Annotated in this window: 16 protein-coding genes; 5 read left to right on the forward strand and 11 right to left on the reverse strand. The window is 38.5% G+C overall.

Features of this window, described 5'->3' with window-relative positions; translation table 11 throughout:
* Positions 1-6: 6 nt before the first annotated feature.
* The 3 genes from BVH02_RS12735 to BVH02_RS12745 form a co-directional block, all read right to left on the reverse strand.
* Positions 7-3,024, reverse strand: a complete 3,018-nt coding sequence (locus BVH02_RS12735; RefSeq protein ID WP_086501832.1) for a SusC/RagA family TonB-linked outer membrane protein — start codon at positions 3,022-3,024, stop codon at positions 7-9.
* A gap of 474 nt (positions 3,025-3,498) precedes the next feature.
* A complete protein-coding gene (locus BVH02_RS12740) occupies positions 3,499-4,848 on the reverse strand; it encodes a Gfo/Idh/MocA family protein (protein ID WP_086501833.1) in 1,350 nt (449 codons plus the stop codon).
* Between the two features lie 180 nt (positions 4,849-5,028).
* Positions 5,029-6,411: a 3-keto-disaccharide hydrolase gene (locus BVH02_RS12745; RefSeq protein WP_086501962.1), complete on the reverse strand. Its 1,383-nt coding sequence runs from the start codon at positions 6,409-6,411 to the stop codon at positions 5,029-5,031.
* Between the two features lie 428 nt (positions 6,412-6,839).
* Between BVH02_RS12745 and BVH02_RS12750 the strand changes: the two genes are divergently transcribed.
* Positions 6,840-8,003: a THUMP domain-containing class I SAM-dependent RNA methyltransferase gene (locus BVH02_RS12750; protein ID WP_086501834.1), complete on the forward strand. Its 1,164-nt coding sequence runs from the start codon at positions 6,840-6,842 to the stop codon at positions 8,001-8,003.
* Between the two features lie 118 nt (positions 8,004-8,121).
* Here the strand turns inward: BVH02_RS12750 and BVH02_RS12755 are convergent, their stop codons facing one another.
* The 8 genes from BVH02_RS12755 to BVH02_RS12790 form a co-directional block, all read right to left on the reverse strand.
* The gene (locus tag BVH02_RS12755; RefSeq protein ID WP_086501835.1) at positions 8,122-9,633 is read right to left on the reverse strand and encodes a DUF4301 family protein; all 1,512 of its coding nucleotides are present in this window, start codon (positions 9,631-9,633) and stop codon (positions 8,122-8,124) included.
* A gap of 186 nt (positions 9,634-9,819) precedes the next feature.
* Positions 9,820-10,662 carry a 5-oxoprolinase subunit C family protein gene (locus tag BVH02_RS12760; RefSeq protein ID WP_158093889.1) on the reverse strand — a complete coding sequence of 281 codons (843 nt, stop codon included), beginning with the start codon at positions 10,660-10,662 and terminating at the stop codon, positions 9,820-9,822.
* Between the two features lie 26 nt (positions 10,663-10,688).
* Positions 10,689-11,384 carry a 5-oxoprolinase subunit PxpB gene (pxpB, locus tag BVH02_RS12765; protein ID WP_158093890.1) on the reverse strand — a complete coding sequence of 232 codons (696 nt, stop codon included), beginning with the start codon at positions 11,382-11,384 and terminating at the stop codon, positions 10,689-10,691.
* Positions 11,381-12,100 (reverse strand): LamB/YcsF family protein, encoded by a 720-nt coding sequence (locus BVH02_RS12770; RefSeq protein ID WP_086501838.1) that lies wholly within the window; start codon positions 12,098-12,100, stop codon positions 11,381-11,383. Before BVH02_RS12770 ends, pxpB begins: the two co-directional genes overlap by 4 nt.
* A 62-nt stretch (positions 12,101-12,162) precedes the next feature.
* Positions 12,163-12,672: a YdeI/OmpD-associated family protein gene (locus BVH02_RS12775; protein WP_086501839.1), complete on the reverse strand. Its 510-nt coding sequence runs from the start codon at positions 12,670-12,672 to the stop codon at positions 12,163-12,165.
* Between the two features lie 102 nt (positions 12,673-12,774).
* A complete protein-coding gene (locus BVH02_RS12780; RefSeq protein WP_223271744.1) occupies positions 12,775-14,220 on the reverse strand; it encodes a hybrid sensor histidine kinase/response regulator in 1,446 nt (481 codons plus the stop codon).
* Between the two features lie 9 nt (positions 14,221-14,229).
* A complete protein-coding gene (locus tag BVH02_RS12785; RefSeq protein ID WP_086501840.1) occupies positions 14,230-14,673 on the reverse strand; it encodes a response regulator in 444 nt (147 codons plus the stop codon).
* A gap of 100 nt (positions 14,674-14,773) precedes the next feature.
* Complete coding sequence (locus BVH02_RS12790; protein ID WP_086501841.1) at positions 14,774-16,249, reverse strand: sensor histidine kinase; 1,476 nt, start codon at positions 16,247-16,249, stop codon at positions 14,774-14,776.
* A 151-nt stretch (positions 16,250-16,400) separates the two neighbouring features.
* Between BVH02_RS12790 and BVH02_RS21260 the strand changes: the two genes are divergently transcribed.
* The 4 genes from BVH02_RS21260 (at position 16,401) to BVH02_RS12805 (ending at position 18,810) form a co-directional block, all read left to right on the forward strand.
* Positions 16,401-16,553: a lmo0937 family membrane protein gene (locus BVH02_RS21260; protein WP_111317745.1), complete on the forward strand. Its 153-nt coding sequence runs from the start codon at positions 16,401-16,403 to the stop codon at positions 16,551-16,553.
* Between the two features lie 66 nt (positions 16,554-16,619).
* Positions 16,620-16,871: a hypothetical protein gene (locus tag BVH02_RS12795; protein ID WP_086501842.1), complete on the forward strand. Its 252-nt coding sequence runs from the start codon at positions 16,620-16,622 to the stop codon at positions 16,869-16,871.
* A gap of 96 nt (positions 16,872-16,967) precedes the next feature.
* A complete protein-coding gene (locus BVH02_RS12800) occupies positions 16,968-17,387 on the forward strand; it encodes a response regulator (RefSeq protein ID WP_086501843.1) in 420 nt (139 codons plus the stop codon).
* Between the two features lie 4 nt (positions 17,388-17,391).
* The gene (locus BVH02_RS12805; RefSeq protein ID WP_086501844.1) at positions 17,392-18,810 is read left to right on the forward strand and encodes a sigma-54-dependent transcriptional regulator; all 1,419 of its coding nucleotides are present in this window, start codon (positions 17,392-17,394) and stop codon (positions 18,808-18,810) included.
* The last annotated feature ends 176 nt before the right edge of the window (positions 18,811-18,986 follow it).

An 18,986-nucleotide genomic window follows, 5' to 3' on the forward strand; every position in this document is an offset into this window, starting at 1 on the left:
AGTTAATTAGAATTTAGCATTGATACCAAATGTGAAAGAAGTGACAGCAGGGGAGACATTTGCATTGACTGCGCCCGAACCTACACCTTGCTCACCATCCAAATAAACTTCAGGATCAATTCCTTTGTGCTCAGATCGGTAGTTTGCAAAAATGAATGGCTGCTGAATACTTGTGTAAACTCTCAAGTTGGACATACCGATTTTCTTCGCTGCCTCTGGAGAGAAATTATAACCGAAGTTGATATTCCTTACCTTGATGAATGTGCCATCAAAGTATTCCATAGAACTAGCATACTTCGCGCTTTCCTGGTTTACGTTTGGTCTAGGATATGCATTGGTAGGATTGTCTGGAGTCCAATAATCAATATCCAAGTTGTTGTATCTGCCCGCAAGTGTATTGTTTCCTGTGTGGAACTGAGATCTAAGCATGTATCCAAATCTTCCGTATAGGAAGAAGGATAAATCAAATCCTTTGTAGCTAAATCTGTTTGTGAATCCTATTGCAAAATTAGGAACTGCTGAACCAAGGAATTGTCTGTCAAGTGAGTTGATCACTCCATCACCATTGAAATCTTCAATTTTAATTTCACCAGGCTTGCTGCCGAAAGCTTTAGCTTCGTCTGTCTCATCAGTTTGCCAGATACCTATTTTCTTCAAATCATAGAAAATAGTCAAAGGCTGACCAATAAATCTACCTGCTGAGATATCATCCCCATTTGGAAGTGAAATGATTTCTTCGATATTTTTTGTGAAAACAATGTCAGAAGTCCAAGTGAAGCCGCCTTTCTCAATGTTTAGCGTAGAAAGGGTAAGTTCAATACCTCTATTCTGCGTTTCTCCAACATTGGTAGTAAATCCACCAAAACCAATAGAGTTTGGTAGGGGCTGTGGAGCTAGCAAATCAGTGGTATTCGTGATGTAATACTCAAGAGAACCAAAAACTCTGCTTTTCCAAAGTGCGAAATCAAGTCCTAAGTTTAAAGTAGTGGAGGTTTCCCATCTCAAATCAGGATTACCAATCGTGCCTGGACCATAACCAAATGCAGCGCTGTTATCAAAAGCATAACTAGTTCTACCCAAAAGTGCCTGAGTTTGATAAGGGCTGATCGCCTGATTTCCTATAGAGCCATAAGAAGCTCTTAACTTCAATTGATCTATTAAAGAAGAGTTAGACATGAAACTTTCAGAATGGATATTCCATCCAACCGCAACAGAAGGGAAATATGCGAATCGGTTGTTTGCACCAAATCTAGAACTACCATCAGCTCTCAAGGTAGCTGTAAACAAGTATTTGTTTTTGAAGTCATAATTAACTCTACCCATAAATGACATCAAAGACCATTCTACCAAGTTGGTAGCGGCACCATTGATCTGAGAAGCATCACCCAATCTGTGATATAATTGAGATTCCGCAGGAATTCCTAAAACCGAGATTGCACTTTGTTCAAACTTGTCTTCTTGGATAGATTGAAGCGCAGTGATATTTAGATTGTGATTTTCCTTGAAAGTCTTGTTATACGTCACGATATTTTCCAGCGTATAGTTGAAAGAGAATCTATCATCCACACTACCTGTAGCAGCACCACCACGTCTTGAGTTAGTTTGTGATCCTGTGAATCTGCCATTTCTGCTGATAGTGAAATCAGGTCCGAAAACCAATCTATAGCTCAACCCAGGAAGAATATCCCACTGAGCAAAAATACTGTTGAATATCCTGTAGTTCTTAGTCAAATCTGACTGAGCACCTGGAACGATTTCAGCAAATGGGTTAGTTCTTAATCCATCCAAAGTTGGTAGGAAGATGAGGTTTCCATCTTCGTCATAAGGCTTTCCAAGTGGATTCTCTGCTAGTGCACCTCCTAATGGATTGAAGTTTTCTCCATTACGCTCACTATAAGACACCAAAGTGGATGTACCGAATTTAATATTTTTAGTGATTTTATGATCAATGTTTGCTCTGAAAGTATAACGAGAGTAATCCTGATTGATAATTACACCTTCATCTTTAAAATAGTTTGAGGAGACATAGAACGTAGTTTTGTCACTACCGCCGCTTATTCCTAATTGATAACTCTGAATAGAACCGTTTTGCATAAGTCCTGCTGGATAATCAGTGGTTCTTCCTGTAGCAATTCCATCTAGTTCTATTGGTTCAAAAAGCTTATTATCGGCTTCTGGGGTAGCAGGTCCATCAGGATATTCACCTGATGTACGGCGAGATTCTCTTTTGTACTCGGCAAACTCTGGTCCGTTGAACACATCAATTCTGCCTAGAGATTTATTAATACCATAATATGCATCAAGAGAAACCACTGTTTTGCCTACGTTACCTCTTTTGGTAGTAATCAAAATCACACCATTTGAGCCTCTAGACCCGTAAATAGCTGTAGCAGAAGCATCTTTCAAAACCTCCATCGATACAATGTCTTGTGGATTGACATCGTCAATTCCACCAGAGATAGGAATCCCGTCCATTACATAAAGAGGCTCATTTGACCCTGAAAAAGACCTTCTACCTCTGATCCTTACTTGAGGGGAAGCTCCTGGCTTAGATCCTGGCGATGTTACATCGACACCAGCTGCACGTCCTTGAAGTGCTTGTCTAGCATCTTTAATAGGTAGCTCTAGGATTTCTTTAGCGCCTACGGAGGAGATTGCTCCTGTTAGTTGACTCTTTTTTGCTGTACCATAACCTACTACGACAACCTCATCCAAATCATCTATGTCTGGGGTCAAGTTGATATCTATTACAGTTTGATTTCCTACAACTATTTCCATTGGGTTATAACCAATAAAAGAGAATGTAAGCGTTCCATTAGCAGGAGTTGAGATAGAATACTTTCCATCTAAATCTGAGGTGGTACCTCTGGTAGTTCCTTTTACTAGGATAGTCGTGCCCGGTAGTGGCTGACCTGTTTCGTCGTAAACGGTACCTTTCACTTGTACATCTTGCGCATATCCATTTGACACGGAGAGTAGCAGCAAGAATAGTACACTTAAATAAGTGTAAAGTTTTGCCTTCATAATTTTGGGTTTTTGTTTAAGAAAATTGAGTTATGAAATTATTTTCAATAATTAGCTTATACCTGTAAGCTTAACTCAGAATATAAATCCATGTATTAAGGTATAACATTAGGAATTTATAATGAAAAATACTGTTTCCTATCTACGAAATCGATTGCGCATTTAAGCGGTTTAAAAAGCTTTTATTTGGCTTTGAGGCTGATTATTCGGTGAAGAGCTACTTCTTGCAGAGCATATATAGCTAATTGAGATTTGATTTCACTAGGTTAAAAAGACTTATCGGAAAAAAATAATTTTTGAGTTTCATCAACAAAAACTTTTTACGTAAGTTATATAATCTTATTTTATTTTTTATCTAAACGAATAGGGTATCACTCGGATTATAATAGTCATAATAAGATATACATCTTATGGTAGTCATAAAATAAAAAGACCAGCACAAGCTGGTCTTTTTATATAATAAGCTATCGTAAATTATACTTTAGGAGGCTCCCAGCCTTTTTCATATTCCCTAGTCCAAAGAGCAGAAGCGGCTTTTGAATTTTTAATATGCCCATTGCTTGGATTACATGTCAATGTTTCGCCAGTTCTATAGCTGATATTTGCAAGGTGGCAAAGTAAGGTGCTCACCGCTCCGTCTTCGATGTTTGAGTTCTGCTTTTCCAAACCACGAATAGCATTGAAGAAATTAACGAGATGCGTAGTACTCATGTCTCCGCCGCCCCCAAGTGCTGTACCTGCTTCGTTGCTTGATGACATGCTGTTTTTAACTTCTTTACCAGCTCTATCGAATTGTTTGTAGCCACCTCGATCAACGTAGACAGATCCTTCGGTTCCATATATGATCGTTCCTCGATCTGTCCCATAGGTTTTATAACTGTTTCGGCTTTTGCCATCCCATTGGATCACTGCCCCGTTTTCAAATTTAAATGTAGCATCCATCGTGTCATACATCGTCCAGCCATCATCTGCAAAATGTCTCTTGTCTGCGGTAACCTGAACTTCGCTTGGATAATCCACCTGAAGGGCCCAACGAGCTACATCTAATTCGTGAGTAGCGTTATTGCCGGTTTCTGCAGTGCCATAATTCCAACCATACCAATGCCAGTTGTAATCCCAAGTATCATGAGTATAGGCTTTTCTTGGAGCTGGCCCTTGCCACATTTCCCAGTTCAAACCTGCAGGAGCAGGTGCTGCTTTTGGCAAAGGAACTTCTCCACGATTATTACTGTAAAAGGCCTTTGCCATGAAAGCTTTACCTATAGCGCCGTTGTGAATGGCTGCAATAATTTCACGGCTTTCAGGAGCTGATCGCTGCTGATTACCCATCTGTACTACTTTATTATACTTCTTCTGAAGTGCAATCAGTAATTCTCCTTCATGAGGATTGTGGGAGCAAGGCTTCTCTACATAGACGTGTTTGCCTCGCTCAAGTGATAGCCAAGTTCCTGGAGCATGCCAGTGGTCTGGCGTAGCGATGATCATGGTGTCGACCTCCTTATCATCCATCACTTTCATGATGTTCTGCTCTAGCTTTGGTGTATAGTCAATGAATTTGGAAAAGCTCTTAGCTGCTTTTGGCATTTGAGACTCCATCGCATCGCAGAGATACAGGAGATTAACATTACTTGATTTCAAGCCGATTGGCTCATAGAATGCTCCCAATCGTCTTCCCAATCCAGCTATCGCTACATTTATTCGCTCATTTGCTCCTATAATATTTGCATAAGATTTTGCTGAAAAAGCAGCTGAACCTAAAGCCGATAGGCCAACTGTGACAGCGGCTGATTTTTTAATAAAGTCTCTTCTGTTGTTCTTTTTCATAATTGATTTTGAGTTTTTGTATAATTCGCAAACTGTCAAATGTCAGAAGTATAAATAGCTTTAACTTTTAAATTACCTTTCTCTGCTATGATAAAATAATCGAGAGCGGAAGAAGCCGGATTTAAATCTCTGCCTTAAATCAGTGATGTACCTACGACCTAGCGATAGACATATTGAGACCTATTTCAACTCTTTGATTTTAATGTTTTTAAAACTTACTTCATCACCATGATCCTGAAGAAGGATATGGCCTTGCTTAGCTTCTCCAAAATTCTCCCATTTTGCATATTTGCTAATTGCTACTAGGTCACGGTAAGCTTGAGATCCTCTTTCGTATTCTACTACTTTCACACCATTAAGGTAATGAGTTACTTTATTGTCTGGAGTTACCACCACACGACCTTTGTTCCATTCTCCAACTGGCTTAATGAATCTAGCATTTTTATCAGCTTTGATCAAATCATAGAGAGAAGACATCGTACGGTTTCCATCTTTTCCCATTTTAGCATCAGGGTGCTTATCATCATCCAATACTTGGTATTCTAAGCCAATTGCAGAACCTACATTTCCTTCTGACAAAGTCACAAAGTACTTTACTCCAGAATTTGCGCCTTCAGTAAGTCTGAATTCAAATGCTAAGTCAAACGCTGAATATTGCTCTTTAGTCACGATGTCGCCAACATTTGCAGATTCACGTCCATCCGAAGATTCAATCGTAAGAATTCCATCCTTGATAGACCAGCCTGATTCTGGAAATGTTTCTTTTTTAGCACTTCTCCAGCCTTCAGAATTTTGACCGTTGAAGAGAAGTTTCCAACCATTATCCAGCTCGTATTTAGATAGCGCGTTTAATGAATTATTTACTACGAAAATATCCTTGTTAAATGCTTTAGACTTAAAGTTTTCCGTTTGGATCTTTACATTTTTGAAAGAAGTTTTTCTTCCAGCATCTTCTGCTTTCTGAATACTATGTACTTGTAGTCCGATAAAGCCAGTTTTATCCAAGTCATCAATTACATAAGCTACTGGTTGACCATTCACCCAAGTTTTGATTTCATTACCAATTGCCTCAATTCTATAGTGATTGAATTCGCCCATTTTGAAAGCAGTTTTTGCTGCAGGATTGAGGTCAAGAGGATAAAGCCATCCTCTTCTAGCTTCGTCATATACTCCGCCAGACCAAGCTCTTTCTGATGGGTCAGCTTCGATCTGATAGCCAAAAACTAAACCTTTTCCTTCTCTCGCTGCTGGATCAAATTGACCTCTAGCCATTACTCCTGAGTTACTAGATAAATGACTTATTTTAAGATCAAGCTCTAGTATAAAATCTCCGTACATTTCTTCGGTAATCAGAAATGTATTTGGAGATCCAGCTACAGCAGTTCCTTCTATAGTTCCATCCACCACTTCAAATGTGGCAGTTCCAGCTACAGGTTTCCAGCCTGAGAGATCCTTTCCATTAAATAAATCAGTCCAGCCATCATCTGCTATTTGTTCGCTAGCACAGCTAGCTAGTGTTAGAGAGGTGAATAAAACCGCGAGTATATTTCGGGTGTATTTCATGTCTTTGAAGTATTGTTGTTCAATATAAAATTCAAGATTTAGTGTCATTGCACCAAGCAGTATTCTTTTAAAGTTACGCAATCGATTGCGAGTTTTTTCGCTAAGTAAATAACGAATAATAGCGTCTGAGTATAGAGCGGAGTAGAATCGCTTTGATTTATAATCGGCATATTCAATTAATCGATATTGCTTAACACTTATGTCGGACGCGATGAAGTCATTATACAACTTTTCTGCGAGGAGTTATTGTTTGTCCCGATCCTTCGGAAACAATGCTTTCTGGTGGTGCTAATGAAATTGCTTGGTATCTCGCAATGACTTACAATCTGTTTTTAATGCATATTCCACAAGCCATCGTGAGGAATCTCGTAAGTAATAATCATTACTCTGAATGAGTTTTAGTCGTGCTCAATTTGTTACTTTTGCGCATGCTTGATTTTAATCTCAAAGGAAAAGTTTTTGTTACCTGTAAGGATCGCTCGGTTTCTTATCTTGAAAAAGAAGTTCGTGAACTTGGTTTTGTGCCTGAAACAGTCTCTAGGACTGGAATAGAACTTAGAGCTACCATGGAAGAATGCATGGATCTCAACTTGCATTTGCGCACAGCTTCTCATGTTCTCTACGAAATCAAGTCTTTTTACCTTAGAAATGCCGACGATATTTATCGCAGATTTAAGGCTATTCCATGGGAAGATTACTTGGATGTGGATGGTTATTTCTCTGTAAACTCTGTGGCTGAGAATGAGAGTATCACGACTCCCTTGATCGTTAATGTGAAAGTTAAAGACGCCATAGTAGATCGTTTTCGTGAGCTTAAAGGAAGAAGACCTGATTCCGGTTCTGATTTTAATGGTTTGGTTTTTCAGGTGTATTGGAAAGAAACTCAATGCATTGTCTATATAAATACTTCTGGGGATACACTTGCGAAGCACGGCTATCGTAAAATCCCCGGCAAAGCGCCCATGATGGAGGCTTTGGCAGCGACGACTATTTACGCTACCGAGTGGAATACCCGTGTACCATTTATCAATCCTATGTGTGGTTCTGGTACTTTGGCGATCGAAGCTGCTTTGATGGCCACTAAACGCTATCCTGGACTATACAGAGATCATTATTCATTTCAGCACATTTTGGGATACGATGAGCAAGCTTTTTTGGCGAAAAAATTAAAGCTGGAGAGTAAAATCATGGAGCTGCCTGATCTCAAGATTGTTGCTTCGGATATTTCATTGCAGGCAATATCTTTTGCTCAGGAGAATGCGATCACTGCAGGAGTTGATCACATGATAGAATTCCAAGTTTGTGATTTTGCAGAAACAGAAATTCCAGAAAAACCTCGTGGCGTAATCATGTTCAATCCAGAATATGGCGAAAGGCTTGGGGAGAACGATGAGCTTGAAATCACCTACAAGCGTATGGGAGATTTTTTGAAGCAAAAATGCGCCGGATATAGAGGATACATTTTTACAGGTAATTTGGAGTTAGCCAAAAAAATCGGTTTAAAAGCGACTAGAAGAATGGAATTCTGGAATGGCACAATTGATTGCCGCTTGCTGAAATACGACTTGTACGAAGGGAAAAAAGAGGAGTAATAAGTAATTTTCCCGCAGATCATCGCAAAAAAAAACGCAGATTAAAGCAGATCTCTTTTAAAGAATCCGCGTTAATCTGCATCTTAAATCGGCACTAATCTGCGGGAAACTTTAATACTTATTGATGCTCTTCTCTTAATAGATCATTCACTGTCTTAACAGGATTAAATGTGATGAGCGGAACTTCCACGAAGATGGTGTTCCAGCCAGCCATAGCTCCATTCCATAATCCTGGTAATTCAAGCGCTTTGAGGTCTTTACCACTTTTTGATTTCTCTGTGATAAATCCTGTCATCATGTCTCTGTACTTCAACAGATCAAATGCGTCACCTCTAAAGTTTCTTGTAGCACAAACCAAATCAACCGGATTAAAGTGGGTAGCCGCATTGAAATGTTCTTTGGACGCAGGATCGTTCAAATCGATCTGGGCAGTTTCTAGGATTTGAAGTGATTGTGATCCATCATCTTCTTTTACCCAGAATGGTCCGCCACCTGGTTCTCCGGTGTTTTTCACCATTCCGCAAACCCGCATTGGTCTATCAAGTTTTATTTTTAGAAATGCTGCTTTTGCTTCTAAGGAAAGCGTAGAAAAATTCTCTGGAAGCTTTGTGCCCAAATCAGCGGTCGCTACCTCTTCCGCTTTAGCAACGGTATCCTCATTCTCTTCTTTCTCCAGACTTCTCAATGCGTCAAATACTTTTTCCTGTACTTCCAGAAGCAATCCACCAATCGCCATTTTATAGTTTTTGGTATCCTCTTTCAATCTATCAGGAACCACATTGTCCACGTTTTTGATAAAGATCAGATCGGCAGATACTTCATTGAGATTTTCTAGCAAAGCCCCATGACCCGCAGGACGGAATAATATACTTCCATCTTCTTCGGTAAACGGTGAGTTATCTGTATTTACAGCGATAGTATCTGTAGATTTTTTCTGTTGGGAATACGTGATTTCGAAATTGACACCAAATTCTTTTTCTATCTCAGGCAGGATTTTTTCTATTTCTTGCTTGAATTTCGCGTTGTGCTCAGGAGATACAGTGAAATGAATTTGTACGATAGATCCTGTACCTATCGCATATTGTACTCCTTCGATCAGATGCTCATAAGCAGGAGTTCTCCTTCCATCCTTATAGCGATGAAATTTCAATAATCCCTTTGGCAAGTTGCCATAGCCAAGTCCTTCATCCAGAAGGAGTGCAGCCAAGATACTTTTGTAATCTTTGGTGTCAAGAGCCTGATAAATGCTACTTCCTTGACTTTCCAATACTTCATCCAAATCTTCGTAAAAAGCGAATTTCTCAATATTGTTCATGAATTTCTGAACAAAAGTCGACTTGCTGATGTCGCCATCACCCTCTAGAAAAGCAAACAAATCTTTGAACATTCTAGAGGCTGCACCGCTAGCTGGCACGAACTTCAATACTTCCACCTTCGAAGCTTTTTCAGGATAAGTAGATAGGAAGTGATTTAATTCTTCCTGACTCAAAACTTTGATTCCATCACCTGGAGTAGCAGGAGCTGTGATGTTTAGAAAAGGAAAGCCATTTTCAAAATGTTGAATTTGCTGAGCTACGGTTTCAGGGTGCATTCCCTGCTCCAAAATTTGGTCATTTAAGGCTGTATTCATGTGGTATAGGGTTCAGTGTAAAAGTGTAAGATACTAGGGAATATGCCTTTCCTCAATATTGAGTTAAGATTTTTTATGAAAGATTTTTTAATGACAAAGTACTCAATTGTTTCGCAGAGGATGCGGTTGTGATCCTAGCATAGACACTAATTTTTTCCTGTGAATTCAATTTGAGATACTCCGGTTTTAAGTCAGTTCTTTCAGATGAAACCTGATTTTGTCCTTAGCATTCTTTTGAGCCAAAACAGAAAGTGCTTGATCTGTAAGCTGTAGAATCCTAGGATACCCGCCCGTGACTTGGCAGTCTTTCGTCAACATAATCAGTTTTCCACCAGAAGTTAGCTGCACAGTACCTGGGAAAACTGGAGCGGTTGCCATTTCTGGGATACCATTTTGAAGTAATTCTACCACTTGGATAGCCATCCTGTTTTTGAGATCAGAGATAGTGAACTGCATTGATTCAATTTCTTCTTGAGACTTTTTGTCCAATAGTTTAAATTCTGGACCAGCATAGGCATCTATGATTTGAATAGAAGACCAATCCAACTTCCACTTGACTTTGGAAGATGTGAAAGTGGGGATTTCTTGATTTGTGAAATATGGGATTAGGTCTCTTTTTTTCGCAAAGTCAGTTGCCGTAATTCCAGCATACCAACTTCTGGAATTCATGATCATTTCAGACTGAAATCCGTTTTTAATCCCCAAATAGAGCACTGACCCTTCATAGAACAAGCCTATTTTCAGCTCATCATTACTATTTATCTCTAGTAAGCCAAAACTAGAGATTAGTTTTCCATTTAGTTTAATGGCAGTTCTAGCTCCGGCTAGGCAAATCAATGTAGGCGAATCGAATTGAATAGTCAATCCTGGCTGACAGATTTCTAGTACTGCGTCAGTGACCTCGTTTTTCAGTAGGTGATTTGCCCAGGTAAGAGATCGAGTATCTAAGCCACCAGAAACAGGAACTCCAAAATTAGTAAAGCCAACTCTTCCTTGATCCTGGACAGATGTTCCTGGTCCAGTTTTCATGATTTTTAAATAGCCAATATCCCGAATCATTTGAACTGGGGTTGTGAAGGATGTCTTTTTGCATTTTCAAACTCTCGTAGGGAAATTGGGACAAATTCTATCTGCTCCCCAGCTGAAGCAAAAACTGGCTTGGCCTGCCTAGGATCGAATAGAGAAAGTGGAGTTTGTCCTATCAAATGCCAGCCACCAGGACTGGAAGAAGGATAAATGCCGGTCTGTGAAGCTCCAATAGCTATAGAACCAGCTGGAACACTTCGGTCTGGAACGCTTTTTCTAGGTGTGTGAAGAGATGTATGCAATCCATTCAAGTACATAAAGCCTGGCAAAAATCCATAGAAATGAAGGCGATATAGCTCTTGAGAATGAAGTAATATTACCTCTTCCTGCTTTAAGTTTTTTTCACTTGCCAAAGTCTTGAGATCTCTACCTGTTTCTGGAGCGTAGCAAACAGGGATTTGCCAGATTTTGTTTGGAAGTGGCTCGGCTGCTTCTTCGGGATTTAGGGAGCCTAGCCAATCTATGAGTTTCGCAGATTCCATAGGCTTTGTAAAAACAAGCGCAAGAGTTTTGAAGCCAATTCTGAGCTCTAGTATTTTGTTAGGAAAGTTTTCTAAAAGCTTGGTTTTAAGACTTAATTGAAGCTGAAGCAGCGTGTCAGAAATATTTAAATTCCATTCAAACTCATAGATCAGCGGAGATATTTGGGTTAAAGTAGGTTTCAAGCCCATAACCTTCTTCGGATGCTAGGCAAGAATAAAGTGATTCCAGGGTTGTCTCCATGGAAGCAGACAGTATCTGCTTTCAAGGGTAATAGTTTCCCGGAATTTGAGCGCACACAGCCTTTGGAAATCAACTTTTCTACTTGTACTGAAATTTCAGTTTCTGAAATCAAAAGTGAGCCTATTTCAGATCTGGGTATAAGTTGGTAATTGTTTCCGTACCGTCGATCTCCAAAGACTTCTCTTCGAAGATTCAGGCCTTTTTCAATAGCGTACTTTTCTAGCTGCGAATGGGGCGAAGTAAAAATAGGTATGTGGTGAAAATGATTTGCAATGAAATCGGTGAGGCTGTCGGCAAGTTCTGGAATTGTGGCGGCATCGTTATAAAGGGCTCCATGAAATTTGATATGCTCCATGGGAAGCCCAACTTTTTCAGCTAGCTGCTCAAACTTCAGAATTTGAATCAAAAGGGACTTTTTTAGATCCTTGTCTGTGATCGCCATGGTTTTTCGGCCAAAGTTTTTCTTATCTGGATAGGAGGGATGTGAACCGGCCTTTTTTTGGTGAGCCAAAGCTAAATTGATACTGTTACTTATAGTTTGATCATCTCCATAATGCCCACCACATGCGATGCTTGCCGTATCTATAAGCGGAAAAAGTAACGCTTCGTTTTGTACGCCTTCGCCTAAATCACAGTTTATCTCTAGTAGATTCTTCATTAGGATGGTTCAATAAAATAAAGCCTAAAATACAACATGAACTCATAGGCAGATACAGTTTACTATAGCTTATTATAATATTTTATCAGTTCGTTGAGTTGTTTGTAATCCAGAATTCCTTTAGCGAGCTTGAGATGATGAATAATTGCCAATGCTTTCTTCATCCGACTTTCTGGACTTTTAACCTTGGTGACGGTATAGACCATCATTCGTTGACTACCGGGAGTAAGACTTCTGAAATAGGAGGCACCTTCCTCATCTTGATCCATAAGTACTTGTAGCTCTTCGGGCATCTCGTGACCATATTTACTGTGATCTCGATCTATCTTGATTGGGAAAGATGGTTTTTCATTTAGTTTGAATCGATTTCGAAGTTCTTGATTGATCAGTATATACCAATAGTCTTTGGCTTTCATCAGAGCCATGTGAAAAGGGCCTTCGTTTTCTATCCAGATCAATACACGGCGATGGTTTGAATCCATCATTTTACCGGAAATTTCATCAGAAACTGGAACATGATATTGCCAGTGGTTAAACTCGAAAATGGCTAATTTACCTTGGAATTCTATCATGAAATAGGTTGTACAAAATCGTTTTCAACTGATTAGTTTAAAATTAAAAAATCCCTCCAGCTAATATAGTTGGAGGGATTAGAAATCAAAACTTAGAAATTCTTAACTCGGAAGATTAAAGGAAATTAGAAATGAAGTGCCTCTTCCTAATTCGCTTTTAACGCGAATAGAGCCACCATGACTAAGGATAATGTTTTGTGTATTAGTTAAACCAAGACCAGAGCCAGTTGGCTTACTAGTAAAGAATGGCTCAAATAATCGCTCTACATTTTCTTTAGGTATTCCTTCACCGTTGTCTTTAATCTCGATTCTGCATTGACCATTCTTTATTGTAGTCTTCAAAATTAGTTTTCCGGTTTTTTCTGGCATTGCCTCGATAGCATTTACCAGTAAATTTATCAAAGCAATTTTGACTTTTTCTCCGTCTACCTTTACATCACAAATATTAGTTTGATATTGTTTCAGGATTGTAATGCATTTAAATTCCAGTCTATCTTGAACATGTTCGAGAGATTCATCCAACAGGGTGTTTATTGAGTGACTTTTGGAATCTAATTCTGTACATCTGGTACTTTCCAGCAACTGAGTGACCAAGTGGTTGATCCGATCGCAGTTTCTGCGGATGACATCAATCAGATCTCCACTTTCTGCAAGCACACTTTCTGGAAGTTCCATGTGTAATTGGTCTGCGGAAAGCAAAATAGTGGTCAGTGGGTTTTTTACTTCATGCGCTAAAAGCCTGGCAATTCTACCAGTAGAGGAGAATTTTTTTAGATTCAATTCTTCCTCCTCTTTGGCTTTGATTGCACTTAAATCTTTGATTAGAACTTGGAAAACACCCATGTCCTGCTTTACTATACTGATAAGGCTATTGATCGTGTGACTATGCTCCACGGTCATCAGTGCTTCCATATCATAGATCTCTTGACTGTTGAAAAATAGATCATCTAACTCTTGCTTTGATGAATCATCTAGCAAAAGGTCTTTGAAGTAAGAGCTTTTTTTAGAAGTAGTGTCGAAAGCTTTTCTTCCAAACTTTTTCAGAAAGGAAGGATTGGCTTCCAAGATTCTTCCCTCATGATCCATCAATAGAAAAGGGTCACTAGCCAGTTCGAAAATTGATCGAAATTTGACTGCAGCACTAGCTAGAGATTCCATCAAACGTGCATCCCGAATGGCATATCGGAGTGTTCTATCTAATATATTTGCGTCAAATTCGCCTTTTATTAGGTAATCTGAAGCACCAAGGAGGAGTGCTTCTTTATCTATATCTCCCGTGCTCATTCCGGTGAGCATGATTACCGGAGCGTGTTTTTTAAGTGATTTTATTTCCTGGATTAATTCTAGGCCTGTGTCTTTGCCTAGCCTATAATCCACTAGGAAGACATCAAAATTCTCTTTTAACATTGGGAGTGCCTCTTCAAGGCTAGTTGCTCCTTTTAAGTCATATGAGGTGTCCTTAATTCTTTTCAATAAACTAGCGACAAGGAAAAAATCATCCGGATCATCGTCTACATAAAGTATTTTTACTATTTCTGTACTAATCATGCTTATATATTATCCTGGTAACAACACTGTTTTGGACCAGTAGTTCTCAATTTCTTCAGTGATTTTTACTAATTCTTCAAAAGAGGATGGTTTGGTGATAAAACTGCTGGATCCCAATTTGTAGGTGATTCGAATATCATCCTTGTTGTTTGAAGTAGAAAATATGATAACGGGAATAGACTTCAGGTCATCATTGCTTTTTATTTCAGCCAATGCTTCTCTGCCGTCTTTGCGGGGCATATTTAGATCTAGCAAAATAATATCCGGTCTAGGATATTTTTTCAAATCGTCATAAGGCGCAATGCGCTTTAAGTATTTAAGAAGAGCTTCCCCATCCTCTACACAAGTGACGTTTTCCTTAGGTAAGGATCTCTCAAAGGCCTTCAGTATTAATAGTTTATCATCTTCATCATCCTCTGCAACTAGGATTTGAATAGGTTTTTCGAAGGACATTAGCATAAATTCTGTGTTGTACAAGGGTTAAATTCTACAGAAAAGATAAACACTATTTGGTAAATTAAGTGAGATCTTAACTTATTAGGATTATTGCCATTTATATACTAATGAAAGGCAATAAAATGTTGAAAATAGCTCCATTACCAGCGCTGCTTTCGGCAAATATTACTCCACCATTTTTCTCTATAATTTTACGGCTGATAGCAAGGCCTATTCCGGTACCCTCATATTCTTTTTTCCCATGAAGCCTTTGGAAGATCGAGAAAATCCGATCAGCATACTGTTTTTCAAATCCTATGCCGTTATCACTTACTTTGATTAAATGATAGCTTAAAGTTGGATTAAGCATTGAGAATCTGCCCACAAGTTCTGGACTAGCTGTTTCAGAGTTTATAATAATTTCAGGATGGAAATCTGGTTTGGAGAATTTGAGAGAGTTGGAAATCAAATTTTGAAATACTTGTCGGTACTCTGTTTCCGAGCCTTTAACTTCAGGCAGCGTTTCTACCGTAATTTTAGCAGATTTGTCTTGGATTGATATTTCAAAATCCTCTAACATGTCAGTGATAACTTTAGACAATTTTACAGGTTTAACTTGTTCATCCACAATTCTACCAGCTCTACTATATTCTAGAAGATTTGTGATCAATAGGCGCATTCTCACAGCAGCAGCAGTTATTCTACTTAGATAAATTTCCCCTTCTCCTTCCAAAATGCTTGAATATTGTTCATTTAGTAAATCGGAAAATGCGGTGATTTTCCTCAAGGGTTCTTGCAAATCATGTGATGCTACATAGGCAAATTGTTCAAGTTCCTTGTTTGAGTCATCCAGTAGGTGAATTTGATCTCTCAGTTTTTGCTGATATCTACTGATTTCCATATTTGCTCCCTTTTGAGCTCTATTGTACTGATATATTGAGAAAAAGGTGACAAGGCCTATTGTGATAGAGAAGATTGAAATTAGACCTACTATAAGCGGTAGTGCGTTTATGTTGTTGATCAAACTATTGTTTTTTTCTCTGAAAAGAGCATTTTCCACTTCATTGATGCGTAGCACAGTTGCTTTGATCAAAGAGTAACCTATAAGTGCATTGTTCACTTTACTTGGATCAATGAAATCTACCAAATCTCCATGCTGTTGCATATGTTTAATAGTTGCATCAAAAACCCTAACTCTTGTATCAATCAAAGCTTTTAATTCTGCAATGTTATTTTGCTGTTGGCCATTATCCTCTGTCAATTCCTGCAGCTGAGCCAGTAGCAAATCGGCATCAATATTTGACTGGTAATAATGTGTCAAGAACTCATCATTTGAGGTAATTACATAACCTCTGATATTGGTTTCTCTTTCCAGTATGCTGGCATATAGTTCAGACGTGCGTTGAAGTACGTCACTCGTCTGCATTACTTCCTTGGTAAAGTAGTCTATTCGACCTGAAGTCCAGTAGGAGACACCGCTGCCTATAATGATAAGAACAAGCGTGACGATAGAATAGATTTTGACTTGGCGAAGTGATGTTTTATGTTCGTCTTTCATTTTAAATTTCCCCCACTTGGGGAATATGTTTCTCATTAAGATTGAATATTTTTCTATTTTTTGGTCTAAAAACCTGAAAAAGTGCTCTAAAAGTAAAATTAACGGTGTTTTTAAAATTTATTTCGATTAAGGCACAGCAGTTGAAATAAACTATGAAATTATATCATACAACCTAAACACCAAAATTATGAGCTCATTATTGTATTTCATCGCAGTGATTCTTCTTATCGGCTGGCTAGTCGGAGTATTTGCCTATAGCGCAGGAGGATTGATTCACGTTTTACTAGTATTGGCAGTTATTGCTGTGCTATTTAGATTAATTTCAGGAAGAGGAGTCTAGACTCTTTACTCGTGAAATCTGCTTATTATATTTTGAAATTCAACCACAATTAACAAAACTATTATCATGAACAAATCAGGAATAAACAAAACCCTTTGGCTTAGTGGATTACTAACAGGGGCATTAGTAGGAGCTTACCTTTACAAGAACAAGGATGATTTTGGTCCTCAAAAGAAGAAATTAGATAAGCTTATAGGTGACGTTAAGGACATACTTGGCGATTTGAAAACCAAAATGATTGAAGCAAAGTCAGAAGGACTTGAAGCTACGAAAACTGCCTTGCTATCTGCAAAAGATAAAGTAGATAAAGTGAAGTGAAATAGGTTTAGAATTCTGAAAAGGTGTAGCCCATAGCTACACCTTTTCTTTAGATTCTTTAGACTTAGCGAATTTCAATACTTATTCAATAATATAATGAATACTCAAAGAGTTACCAGAGCAGATAATCGTGTGATGAAGAAAAAATTAATACTTGTTATCGATGATGAGCCGGAAATAAGAAGCCTTTTATCAAGATTTTTAGAAAGAAAAGGATTTTCGGTAATTGCTGCGGGTACCCTTGAGGAGGGCAGAAGGTTATTTAATAACTTTAAGCCTGAATTAGTTTTTTTGGATGTAAACCTTCCTGATGGTAATGGGTTAAATGAACTTAAACATATCAATGCTGGTGATTTCCCATCCAAAGTAATCATGATGAGCGCTTTTGATCATAATGAAGTAAAAAATGAAGCAATCCAATACGGAGCATTAGACTTCCTCAGCAAACCTTTTAATATTGCGCGACTGGATCAAGTGGTACAAGCCCAATTATCCAACATAAATAAATCAAATTAAAATCATGGCTAAGATTCTAGTAATCGATGATAATATAGATATCTGTCAACTTTTAGAGCGATTTCTTACAAAGAAGGGCTACGACGTTGAAACAACTATTTCAGGAAAAACTGGTCTAGATATGGTTAAAAAGACATTTTTTGACCTTATTTTCTGTGATTTTAAGTTGCGCGATATGGAAGGAAGAGATGTGCTGATGAAAGTCAGAGAAATATCTCCTGGAACACAAGTGGCTATCATCACAGGATATGCAGATGTGAAAATTGCAGTAGAAGTGATCAAAAATGGTGCATTTGATTATGTGACCAAGCCTCTAATACCCGATGAAATAATTAATCTCATCGAACGTGCATTAATTACTTCCAAAGCAAATAAATCAAACACTCAAACTTTCAGTCAAGCTACCCAGCTAAAGAAGGATTCTGGCACAAATGTCCCAAAATCGGATTCGAAATTCTTAAAGGGGACAGGTGCTGAATCTAAAAAACTCTACAAAGAAGTAGCTTTAGTGGCTCCTACAAGCCTAAGTGTAGTAATATACGGTGAAAGTGGTGCAGGTAAGGAAAATATCGCACGTACTATTCATGATCAAAGCGAGCGCGCTGGAAAGCCATTTATTGCGGTAGATTGTGGGGCACTTACCAAGGAGCTGGCAGGATCAGAACTTTGGGGTCATGAAAAAGGATCCTTTACCGGAGCATTGGCGGATAAACCAGGTCAGTTTGAATTGGCAGACGGAGGCACAATTTTTCTAGATGAAATTGCTAATCTTACCTATGAAACTCAAGTCGGCTTACTCAGATTGGTTCAGGAACGTAAACTTCGAAGAATAGGGGGAACTAAAGATAAATCTATTGACGTAAGAATATTAGTTGCTTCTAATGAAGATTTGAGGAAGGCAGTTTCTGCAGGTAAATTCAGAGAAGACTTATACTTTAGATTTAATGAATTTAGCATAACCGTTCCACCGTTGCGTCATAGACAAGGTGATATAGAAGCGTTTGCTTATCATTTCTTGGAATTATCGAACACTGAATTGAATAAGAAAGTTTTTGGATTTGAGGAGCAGGTGATGGATGTACTGAAAGCATACCCATGGCCAGGTAACCTCAGAGAAATGCTCAATGTAATACGTCGAGCAACGCTATTAACGGATGGTGGCAAGATGTCAGTTGCTGCTCTTCCTCCTGAAATTGTCTACTCACAAAAATTTAATTCTTGGGATTCAGAATCAGAAAAATCTGAAACCGAAAGTAAGCCCAGTAAAATGCCATTAAATCTTAAAGACGCCGCAGCTGAAGCTGAAGCTGAAGTATTGAAAAAAGTACTTGAAGAAGTAAAATACAATAGAACGCAGGCGGCAAAACAATTAGGAATAGATCGTAAAACGCTCTTTAATAAGATGAAGCAATACGATTTATAAGTTACAGTTGTTCACTTTACCCGGGCTTAGGTGCGGGTTTTTTTGTGCTTGTTTTCTACGGATTGGGGAATATTTTTCGTGATGCTGATATCTTGTTAAAACTAGTAATTTTGGTTTACAGTTTATTATTCTCCATTCATGCAACTAATCAGTATAGTATTGTTTGATGGGGATAA

Source organism: Algoriphagus ratkowskyi, from assembly GCF_002150505.1.
Classification (GTDB): Bacteria; Bacteroidota; Bacteroidia; order Cytophagales; family Cyclobacteriaceae; genus Algoriphagus; species Algoriphagus ratkowskyi.